Below are 9,679 nucleotides of genomic sequence, written 5' to 3'. Positions count from 1 at the left end.
GCCATCCCCCCTCCCCTCGGCCGTCGCACGACGCAGCGAGGCGACATACGACGTACCGAGGAAGGTGCCCGTGATGAAGAGCAGCTTCGCGCGGCTGCGTTCCAGGACGTAGGCCGCCTCCGTCCCCTTGAAACGGGTGTTCAGGGGGACCAGGACCGCGCCCGCCGTCACGGCGCCGAGCGCGGAGACGATCCAGTCGAGCGTGTTCGGTGCCCAAACCGCCACCCGGTCACCGGAGTTGACGCCATTGGCCATGCACGCGGCGGCCGCCCGGTCCACGCGCCGGCCGAGTTCCTCGTACGAGATACGGGTGCGGCCCTCGACGACCGCCTCCCGCTCCCCGAACCGCTCGGCGGCCGCCCGGACCAGTCCCGGGATGCTGCCCCACTCCAGGTCGCCGCGCATGGCAAGCCCCTCCGCCGCAGTAGCTGACTATCCGTCAGATTAGCTGTAACCTGACGCGCTGTCAGCAGTCGGGACGACGTATGGCGAAGCCCTGAGGGCCTAGCCACCCGGGGAGGTGCCGTTGCCCATGGCTTCACTCAAAGACGCTACAGCGATAGTCGGGATCGGACAGACCGCGTTCGCGAAACAACTGCCCGAGGACGAGAAGACGTTGGCGTGCCGCGCCGTCGTCGCCGCGCTCGACGACGCGGGCATCGCGCCGTCCGAGGTCGACGCGTTCGCCTCGTACACGATGGAGGAGACGGACGAGGTCGAGATCGCCAAGGCGATCGGCGCCGGCGACGTCACCCACTTCAGCAAGGTCGGCTACGGCGGCGGCGGTTCCTGCGCCACCATCGCGCACCTCGCGGCCGCCGTCGCCACCGGACAGGCGAGCGTCGGCGTCGCGTGGCGGTCCCGGAAGCGGGGCAGCGGCCCGCGCCCCTGGAAGAACACGGCGGTCCAACTCCCCACCCCCGCCCAGTGGACCCGCCCCTTCGGGCTGCTCCGCCCGGCCGACGAGATCGGGCTGCTCGCCCGCCGCTACATGCACGAGTACGGCGCGACCCGCGACCACCTCTTCAACGTCGCCCTCGCCTGCCGCAACCGCGCCAACCAGAACCCGGCCGCGATGATGTACGAACGCCCGCTGACCCGCGACATGTATATGACGTCCCGCTGGATCAGCGAGCCGCTCTGCCTCTTCGACAACTGCCTTGAGACCGATGGCGCGTTGGCGTGCGTCGTCGTCTCCGCCGAGCGGGCCCGGGACTGCCGCCAGAAGCCCGTGTACGTCCACTCCGTCGCCCAGGGGCTGCCCGCGCAGCACCACGGGATGGTCAACTACTGGAACGACGACCCGTTGACGGGCCCGGCGTGGACGGCGGCCCGACACCTTTGGAAACAGGCGGACTTCGGGCCGGAGGATGTGGACGTGGCGCAGATCTACGACGCCTTCACGCCGCTGATCCCGCTGTCGCTCGAAGGGTACGGCTTCTGCGGCCGCGGCGAGGGCGGCGCGTTCACGGAGGGCGGCGCCCTGGAGAGCGGCGGCCGCCTGCCGATCAACACCGGGGGCGGCGGCCTGAGCGAGGCGTACGTACACGGCTTCAACCTGATCAACGAGGGCGTGAAGCAGCTGCGGGGCACGAGCACGGCGCAGGTGCCGGATGCGGCCACTTGTCTGGTGACGGCGGGAGAGGGAGTCCCGACGTCCGCGGTACTGCTACGGGCCCCGTAAGGGGCGCGGGGAACTGCGCGAGCAACCACAACCAACCCGCAGCCGCAGCCGCAGCCGCAGCCGCAAAAGGACACCCACATGGCAGACGCAACGCAACAGACCGAGCCCCTACTGACGCCCACGATCGACACAGACGGCGCCCCCTTCTGGCAGTACGCCGCTCAGGGCGAACTAAGAATCCAGGCCTGCGCCAACCCCGGCTGTAAGGAGCTCCGCTTCCCGCCCCGCCCCTGCTGCCCCCATTGCCAGTCCTTCGACAGCGAATGGCGCAAGATGACGGGCCGCGGCCGCATCTGGTCCTACGTACGCCCGCACCCACCCCTGCTCCCCGCGTACGCGGAACAGGCCCCGTACAACGCGATCATCGTCGAACTGGCCGACGCCCCCCGCATCCGCCTGGTCGGCAATCTCGTCACCGCCCCCGACGCCCCGCTGAACTCCGTCGACCCCGAACGCCTCCGCATCGGCGCGAAGGTCCAGATCGCCTTCACCGACATCGACGGCATAGCGATGCCCCGCTGGCTCCTGGAGCGACCATGAGCCCCGGAACCCTGAACGTGAGCACCGACAACGAGACGGGCGTCGCGACCGTCACCCTCGACCGCCCGGCCCGCCACAACGCCATAGACCAGGACACGGCCGCCGAACTCATCGCCACCTGGCGAGAGTTCCGCTTCGACGACACCGTACGGGCCATCGTCCTCACCGGCGCCGGCGAGAAGGCCTTCTGCACCGGCATCGACCGCGACACCGACGTACCGCAGCCCGGCTCCCCCTACTCCATGGACGATCCGCTCGTGACCATCGGCCCCAAGGCCAACGACCTCTGGAAGCCGGTCGTCGCCGCCGTCAACGGAATGGCGTGCGGCGGCGCCTTCTATCTGCTCGGCGAGGCGGAGTTCGTGATCGCCGCCGAGCACGCCACGTTCTTCGACCCGCACACCACGTACGGCATGGTCAGCGCCTACGAGTCGATCCACATGGCGCAGCGGATGCCGTACGGGGAGGTCGCACGGATGTCGCTGATGGGCTCGGCGGAACGGATCTCCGCACGGCGTGCGTACGAGACGGGCCTGGTCTCCGAGCTCACCACACCCGCCGAGCTGCTGCCCGCCGCCACGCACGCCGCCGAGGTCATCGCCTCCCAGCCGACCGAGGCGGTCCAGGGCACGGTGCGCGCGCTCTGGTCGTCCAGGGAGGCCGCCCGCGCGCACGCCCTGGCACAGGCGCCGCATCTGATCACGCTCGGCAATCTGCCGCCGGAACGGCAGGCGGGACTGTTCACGGGCCGCGGCTCCGGCTACCGGACGAGATGACCGGCGTACGGAAGATGACCGGAGTACGGAAGAAGAGATGACCGGGGTACGGAAGGGGAGATGACCGGGGTACGGAAGGGGAGGGTGGCGTGGGTCACACAGACGGCGTAGCGTCAGCAGTGGCGGCCGCCGTCTAGCCCCTTCCAAGCCTGGTACGACGGCCGTCCCACCGGCAGGGAAGCCCCGAGTCCTTAGGACCGGGCCGTCCCGGTCCCCCGCTCAGCGTCCAGCGCGTAGACGCACCGGTCCTTGCTGCACGCGTACACGACGCCGTCCCGCACCACCGGCGCCCCGGTGATCTCTCCCCCGGTGGCCAGCTTCCAGCGCAGGCGGCCGTCGTCGGCCTTCAGTGTGTACAGCAGGTGGTCGGTCGAGCCGAAGTGGATGCGCCGGTCGGCGACGACCGGCGTGCCGACGACCTCGCCGCCCGCCTGGAACCGCCACTTCGGCGTGCCCGTCACCGCGTCCAGCGTGTAGAGGCCCTTGCCGCTGCCCACGTGGACATGGCCGTCGGCGACGAGCACCGGCTCGATCGACGCCCGGGACTCCGTGGCGATGCGCCAGCGATCACGGCCGTCGGTGGCGTCGAGGGCGTACACAGTGCCCAGGTAGTCGGCGAGATACACGCCGCCGCCCGTCACCGCGGGCCCCGGCGCGAACGCCGGCGGGCACAGGAAGACGGCGGGCGCCTCGAAGTGCCAGCGGACATGGCCGCCCGCCACGTCGATCGCGAGGACGCGCGTCCCGGCGGACACGTATACGTAGCCGTCCTCCGCCTGCGTCAGGCGGACCGGTACGCCGCCGCAGGAGGCCGCGTCGCCGATCGGGTACGACCAGCGCTCCTCGCCGGTGCGTGCCTCCAGGGCGCGCAGGCGCGCGTTCTGCCAGACGTAGACCGTGCCGTCGTGGATGACGGGGCCCGCTTCGGGGGTCTCGAAGTCGGTCTGGGCTCCGGTGATCTCCCAGAGCTTCTCGCCGTTCGCCGCCTCCCAGGCCTGTACGCCGCCGCCGCGCGTGCCGGTGACGACCGTGCCCCGGTCGGCGTGCAGGGAGTACACCCAGGCGTCGGTGGGCAGCCGCCACAGGTCCGAGCCGTCGGCGCCGTCGAGCGCGTACAGCGTGGGGCCGTCGGAGGCGTGGATACGTCCGTCGGCGACCGCCATGGACCAGGCGACGTCCCGCGTCTTGAAGCTGCGGCGGCCCGTGCTCACGTCCAGGGCGTGCACCTCGAAGGACGTGACGTAGACCAGGTTCCCGGCGACGGCGGGCGTGCCCCATACGTCGTTGGACATACGGAACCGCCATGGGCGCCAGGCAGCACCCGCGTCCGGCGCCACGGTGGGCGCGGGCACCACGGGGTCGGCGCCGTTCGCCGCGGCCTTGGAGCGCGACCAGGACGCGGCGAGGCCGGCCTCGGCGGGCGGTGCGGCCACGGCTGCGGCGCGGGCGTCGGCCACCTTGGGTCCGGGCCCGATCGGCACCTTCGCCCCGGCGAGGCGCACCGGCCCCGCGTCCGGTACGCCGCCGAGCTGCGGCGGCTGGGACGGCTGGGCGGGCGGCGCGTGCGAGGGCTGCGGCGCGGCGGCGGGGGCGGCGCCTCGTCCGCCGCTCCGGCCGGAGGAGGAGGCGGGGACCCGTGCGGGCGGGCGGCCGCCCCTGCGGGCCTCGATGAGGGCGACGGCACGCTCCGGCAGCCACGCGGACGCCGTACCGCTGTCGCCGTCCTCGCTCTCGGAGGCGAAGAGGTGCGGCGCGAGCTGGGCCTGGAGGTCGGCGGGGCTGGGCCGCAGCGCCGCTTCCATCTGCATGCACGTCTCGATGAGCGGACGCAGCTCGTCCGGGAGTCCCTCGAGGTCAGGGCCTTCGCGGAGGAGCATGAAGACGGTCTCGACGGGGTTCGCGCCGTGGAAGGGCGCGTGCCCGGTGGCGGCGAAGACGAGCATCGAGCCGAGCGAGAAGACATCGCTGGCGCCGGTGACGCTGCGCGAGTCCTTCGCCTGCTCGGGCGACATGTACGCGGGGGTGCCCACGGCGACGTTCGTCATGGTCAGCCGGGTGTTGGAGACGCCGGACGCGATGCCGAAGTCGATGACGCGGGGGCCGTCCTCGACGACGAGTACGTTCGACGGCTTGAGGTCGCGGTGGACCAGGCCCGCGCCGTGGATGGACTCCAGGGCCTCGGCCACGCCCGCCGCGAGCCAGCGCACGGCCTGGGTGGGCAGCGGCCCGTGCTCATTCACTATTTCTTCGAGGGAGGGCGCGGGAACGTACGCGGTGGCGAGCCACGGCACCGCGGCGCGCGGGTCGGCGTCCACGACGGCGGCCGTATAGAAACCGGACACGGCCCGTGCGGCCTCGACCTCGCGCGTGAAGCGGACCCGGAACAGCTGGTCCTCGGCGAGCTCGGTCCTGACCGTCTTGATCGCCACACGCCGCCCTGACGCGGAGCGCGCGAGGTAGACAAGGCCCATGCCTCCGGCTCCGAGCCGGCCGAGCACCTCGAACGGGCCGATCCGCCTCGGATCGTGCTGCGTCAGCTGATCCACCACTTGCCCTGCCACCTCCCCGTACGCGGGCACCGTATCGAGCGGCCCCGTGCAGCGTCTCACCACCGAGCCGCTACGGCGGCACGCACCCTGATTCTTCCTGTCCGGGGCGACGGTTGCGAACCGGGGGCGGGATCGGGGTGTCTCGGGACAAAGGAGACGCAAGAAGGGGCGTAAGGGGAAGAAGAAGCGTCAGAGGCGCTCGATTCGAACACCTGCTCCAATTTGGAGGGGGTCGAAATCCGCCACCGGACCCGGGATGCCTCGCGGACCGAATCAGGCGGATACCGAGACGAATACCGCCCCCAACCCCATTTGCACTCGGCCGAATCGCGCTCCGATCACCCCTCGGTAAGCTGACGGCATGACAGGACAGGTACGTACCGTCGACGGCCGCGTGGCCGGTCGGCGCGGTCAGGCGACGCGTCAGAAGCTGCTCGACTGCCTCAGCGAGATGCTCAGCTCCTCGCCCTACCGGGACGTCAAAGTCATCGACGTCGCCCGGAAGGCGGGGACTTCACCAGCGACCTTCTACCAGTACTTCCCGGACGTCGAGGGCGCCGTCCTGGAGATTGCCGAGCAAATGGCCGCCGAGGGCGCCGAGTTGACCCAGCTCCTCGACGGGCGTTCCTGGGTCGGCAAGGCGGGGTGGCAGACCGCTCAGGAGCTGGTCGACGGCTTCCTCGACTTCTGGCGCAAGAACGACGCGATCCTCAGGGTCGTCGATCTGGGTGCCGCCGAGGGTGACAAGCGCTTCTACAAGATCCGCATGAAGATCCTCAACTCGGTCAACAACTCCCTTACGGACACGGTCAAGGAACTCCAGGCCAAGGGCAAGGTCGACAAGGACGTCAGCCCGGCGGCCATGGCCGGTTCGCTCGTGGCGATGCTCGCCGCGGTCGCCTCGCACCAGCGGGGATTCCAGACGTGGGGCGTCAAGCAGGCCGAACTCAAGCCTAATCTGGCGTTGTTGGTGCATTTGGGAGTGACGGGCAAGAAGCCGACGAAGTAGCCCCTGGGGGCTCCCGTCTTTTTGTCCTGTCAGCCACAGCGGCGGATCACGCTTGTGATCCGCCGCTGTGGTCCCCGCGGGTTCGCGGTTCTCGTCTGCGGGTTCGCGGTGGCTGGTCGCGCCCACGCGGCGGAGCCGCATATGTCACAGCCCCGCGCCCCTTTGGGGCGCTGTCAGCTCCGTCTCTCCAGGCGGAACAGGCGGATCTCCCGTTCCACGCGGGATTGATACGTGGCGTACGGCGGCCAGAAGGCCAGCACCGCGTCCCACGCTTCCTGCCGCTCCTCGCCCCTCAACAGCCTTGCCCGCACCGGGATGTCCTTGCCCTGCCAGCTGACGTCGGCGTCCGGGTTGGCCAGGAGGTTGGCCGTCCACGCGGGGTGGCCCGGTCGGCCGAAGTTCGAACCGATCAGCAGCCAACCGCCCGTGTCCTTCTCCGGCATGCACGCGAGCGGCGTACGCCTCGGCAGTCCGCTCTTCGCGCCGCGCGCCGTGAGGATGACGCCGGGCAGCATCGTCGCGCTGAGCAGGACCTTGCCGCGGGTCAGACGGTGCACCGTACGGTCCATCGCCGGGATGAAGTGCGGGGCGATCTTGGCGAAGGCGCGGGTGGAGGACACCTTCTGGATCAGACGCAGACCTGGCGGCATCAGACGGCCTCTTCCAGAGCGGCGGCCGGCCCGCCCTCGAACAGGCCCGCCCGTTCCGCCGCCCGCGCCCGCAGCCGGTGCACCGGGCCGAAGAGCAGCTCGTCGCTGGACGCCCGCTTGAAGTACAGATGCGCCTCGTGCTCCCAGGTGAAGCCGATGCCGCCGTGCAGTTGTACGGCTTCGGACGCGGCCACCCGCAGCGCGTCGAGGCCCTGGGCGAGCGCGAGCCCGCCCGCCCGTTCCGCGCCCTGCCCGCCGAACCCGGCGGCCTCGGCACCGGCGGCCCACGCGGCGTAGTAGGCGGCCGAGCGCGCGGCCTGGACCTGCACGTACACATCGGCCAGGCGGTGCTTGACCGCCTGGAAGGAACCGATCGCCCGGCCGAACTGCTCTCGCTGCTGTACGTATTCGACGGTCCGCTCCATCACCCGGTCCGCCGCGCCGACGGCCTCCGCGGCGACGACGGTGGCGGCGACATCACCGACCGCGGCCAACGCCACCGGCACATCCGACTCGTCCGTTCCCAGCAACTCCGCTTCCACGTCGCGCAGTTCGACACGGGCCTGGGTCCGGGTCTCGTCGAGCGCGGTCTGCCGGGCGCGCACCATGCCGGGCGCCCCATCGCGTACGAGAAAGAGGAGGGTACGGGAGCGTGCGAAGCCTCCCGCGTGCGCGGCCACGACAAGGAGGCCCGCGTTGTGTCCGTCGAGCACTTGCTCGGCCTGCCCGTACAGCCGCCACACCCCGTCGGAGAGCCTCGCCTGTACGCCGCCCGCGCGGCCGCCGCCCGACCAGTCGCCGGAGTTGTCGCCGACGAGGCCGAGGGCCGTGGCGAGTCCGGTGCCGGGGACGGCGAGCGCGGCGGTCAGCTCGCCGGCGGCGATGCGGGGCAGCAGCTCGGCGCGCTGCTCCTCGGTGCCGAGGGAGAGGATCAGCGGGGCGGCGAGGACCGCGGTGGCGAAGAGCGGGGTGGGGGCGAGGGCCCGCCCCAACTCCTCGCACCCCAGGGCCAGTTCGGCGGTGGTGCAGCCGACTCCTCCGTATGCCTCCGGGAGGGCGAGGCCGGGCAGACCGAGCTGTTCGGCGAGGGCGGCCCACAGGGCGGAGTCATGGCCGGCCGGGGTGCGTACCGCGGCTTTTACCTCGTCGGGGCCGCAGCGTTTGGTGATCACTTCGCGAAGGGTGCGGCGGATCTCGTCCTGCTCCGCACTGAAGGCGGCGTCCATCGGCAGGCTCCTCCCCAGGGCCCGGCGGCCCGGTACCCAGATCTGACGGGCCGTCATGCTAGGACGGTGGCGGCGATATGCACAGAGCGCTGACGTGACGCGATGCGATCCCGGCTCTCGGCCCGGGTGCTGAATCTGATGTACCGTCAGATTCATGGCTGCTGCTGATACCGCTACCGCCGCCCGTGCCACTTCCCGTTCCCGCAAGGTCGCCGTCGTCGGTGTCGCCCTCTCGGACTGCGGCCGGGTCGACGAGGCCACGCCGTACGCCCTGCACGCCCAGGCCGCCCGCCGCGCGCTCGCCGACTCCGGGCTCGGCCGCGACGTCATCGACGGCATCGCATCGGCGGGCCTCGGCACCCTCGCCCCGGTCGAGGTCGCCGAGTACCTGGGCCTCAAACCCCGCTGGGTGGACTCGACTTCGGTCGGCGGCGCCACCTGGGAGGTGATGGCCGCGCACGCGGCGGAGGCGATAGCGGCGGGGCGGGCGAACGCCGTACTCCTGGTGTACGGATCGACGGCGCGCGCGGACATCAAGGCGAAACGGCGTACGTCGAATCTGTCGTTCGGCGCGCGGGGACCGCTGCAGTTCGAAGTCCCGTACGGGCACTCGCTGATCGCCAAGTACGCGATGGCCGCGCGCCGCCACATGCACGAGTACGGCACGACGCTGGAACAGCTCGCCTCGGTGGCCGTGCAGGCACGGGCGAACGCCGCGACCAACCCGGACGCGATGTTCCGCGACCCGATCACGGTGGACGAGGTCCTGGACGGCCCGATGATCGCGGACCCGTTCACCAAACTGCACTGCTGCATTCGTTCCGACGGCGGGTGCGCGGTGCTGCTGGCCGCCGAGGAGTACGTGGCCGACTGCGCGTCGGCGCCGGTCTGGGTGCTCGGCGCGGGCGAGCACGTCTCCCACACGACGATGTCGGAGTGGGACGACTTCACCGTCTCCCCGGCGGCGGTGAGCGGCCGGCTGGCGTTCGAGCGGGCGGGGGTGCGGCCGGCGGACGTGGACGTGGCGCAGATCTATGACGCCTTTACGTATATGACGCTGGTGACGCTGGAGGATCTGGGTTTCTGCGCGAAGGGCGAGGGCGGCTCGTTCGTGGAGAAGGGCCGCCTGCTGCGGGACGGGGAGCTCCCCACGAACACGGACGGCGGCGGACTCTCGGCCCAACACCCGGGAATGCGGGGCCTGTTCCTGCTGGTGGAGGCGGTGCGGCAGCTGCGGGGGGAGGC

Annotated in this window: 9 protein-coding genes; 5 read left to right on the top strand and 4 right to left on the bottom strand. The window is 71.2% G+C overall.

What is annotated here, in order from left to right:
- A partial coding sequence (locus E2651_RS36640) for an AMP-binding protein (RefSeq protein WP_167829001.1) occupies positions 1-405 on the bottom strand: 405 nt, incomplete at its 3' end.
- A gap of 127 nt (positions 406-532) precedes the next feature.
- Between E2651_RS36640 and E2651_RS36635 the strand changes: the two genes are divergently transcribed.
- The 3 genes from E2651_RS36635 (at position 533) to E2651_RS36625 (ending at position 3,000) form a co-directional block, all read left to right on the top strand.
- The gene (locus tag E2651_RS36635) at positions 533-1,684 is read left to right on the top strand and encodes a lipid-transfer protein (protein ID WP_135335582.1); all 1,152 of its coding nucleotides are present in this window, start codon (positions 533-535) and stop codon (positions 1,682-1,684) included.
- 78 nt (positions 1,685-1,762) lie between these two features.
- Positions 1,763-2,224, top strand: a complete 462-nt coding sequence (locus E2651_RS36630) for an OB-fold domain-containing protein (RefSeq protein WP_135335581.1) — start codon at positions 1,763-1,765, stop codon at positions 2,222-2,224.
- On the top strand, positions 2,221-3,000 hold the full coding sequence (locus tag E2651_RS36625; protein WP_135335580.1) for an enoyl-CoA hydratase/isomerase family protein: 780 nt from the start codon (positions 2,221-2,223) through the stop codon (positions 2,998-3,000). Before E2651_RS36630 ends, E2651_RS36625 begins: the two co-directional genes overlap by 4 nt.
- Before the next feature lie 191 nt (positions 3,001-3,191).
- Here E2651_RS36625 and E2651_RS36620 read toward each other — a convergent pair whose 3' ends face one another.
- The gene (locus E2651_RS36620) at positions 3,192-5,549 is read right to left on the bottom strand and encodes a serine/threonine-protein kinase (protein WP_135335579.1); all 2,358 of its coding nucleotides are present in this window, start codon (positions 5,547-5,549) and stop codon (positions 3,192-3,194) included.
- A gap of 361 nt (positions 5,550-5,910) precedes the next feature.
- Between E2651_RS36620 and E2651_RS36615 the strand changes: the two genes are divergently transcribed.
- Complete coding sequence (locus E2651_RS36615) at positions 5,911-6,558, top strand: TetR family transcriptional regulator (protein ID WP_135335578.1); 648 nt, start codon at positions 5,911-5,913, stop codon at positions 6,556-6,558.
- Between the two features lie 173 nt (positions 6,559-6,731).
- Here the strand turns inward: E2651_RS36615 and E2651_RS36610 are convergent, their stop codons facing one another.
- Positions 6,732-7,208 carry a nitroreductase family deazaflavin-dependent oxidoreductase gene (locus E2651_RS36610; RefSeq protein WP_135335577.1) on the bottom strand — a complete coding sequence of 159 codons (477 nt, stop codon included), beginning with the start codon at positions 7,206-7,208 and terminating at the stop codon, positions 6,732-6,734.
- Positions 7,208-8,434 (bottom strand): acyl-CoA dehydrogenase family protein, encoded by a 1,227-nt coding sequence (locus E2651_RS36605; RefSeq protein ID WP_135335583.1) that lies wholly within the window; start codon positions 8,432-8,434, stop codon positions 7,208-7,210. Before E2651_RS36605 ends, E2651_RS36610 begins: the two co-directional genes overlap by 1 nt.
- 154 nt (positions 8,435-8,588) lie before the next feature.
- On the opposite strand from E2651_RS36605, the gene E2651_RS36600 reads away from it, so the two are divergent.
- Positions 8,589-9,679 (top strand): acetyl-CoA acetyltransferase (locus tag E2651_RS36600; RefSeq protein WP_135335576.1); only part of this gene is annotated, 1,091 nt, incomplete at its 3' end.

The organism is Streptomyces sp. MZ04, from assembly GCF_004684775.1.
In the GTDB taxonomy this organism is placed as follows: domain Bacteria; phylum Actinomycetota; class Actinomycetes; order Streptomycetales; family Streptomycetaceae; genus Streptomyces.
The sequence above is the reverse complement of the archived record's forward strand: the minus strand, read 5'-3'. Positions and strand labels throughout refer to the sequence as shown.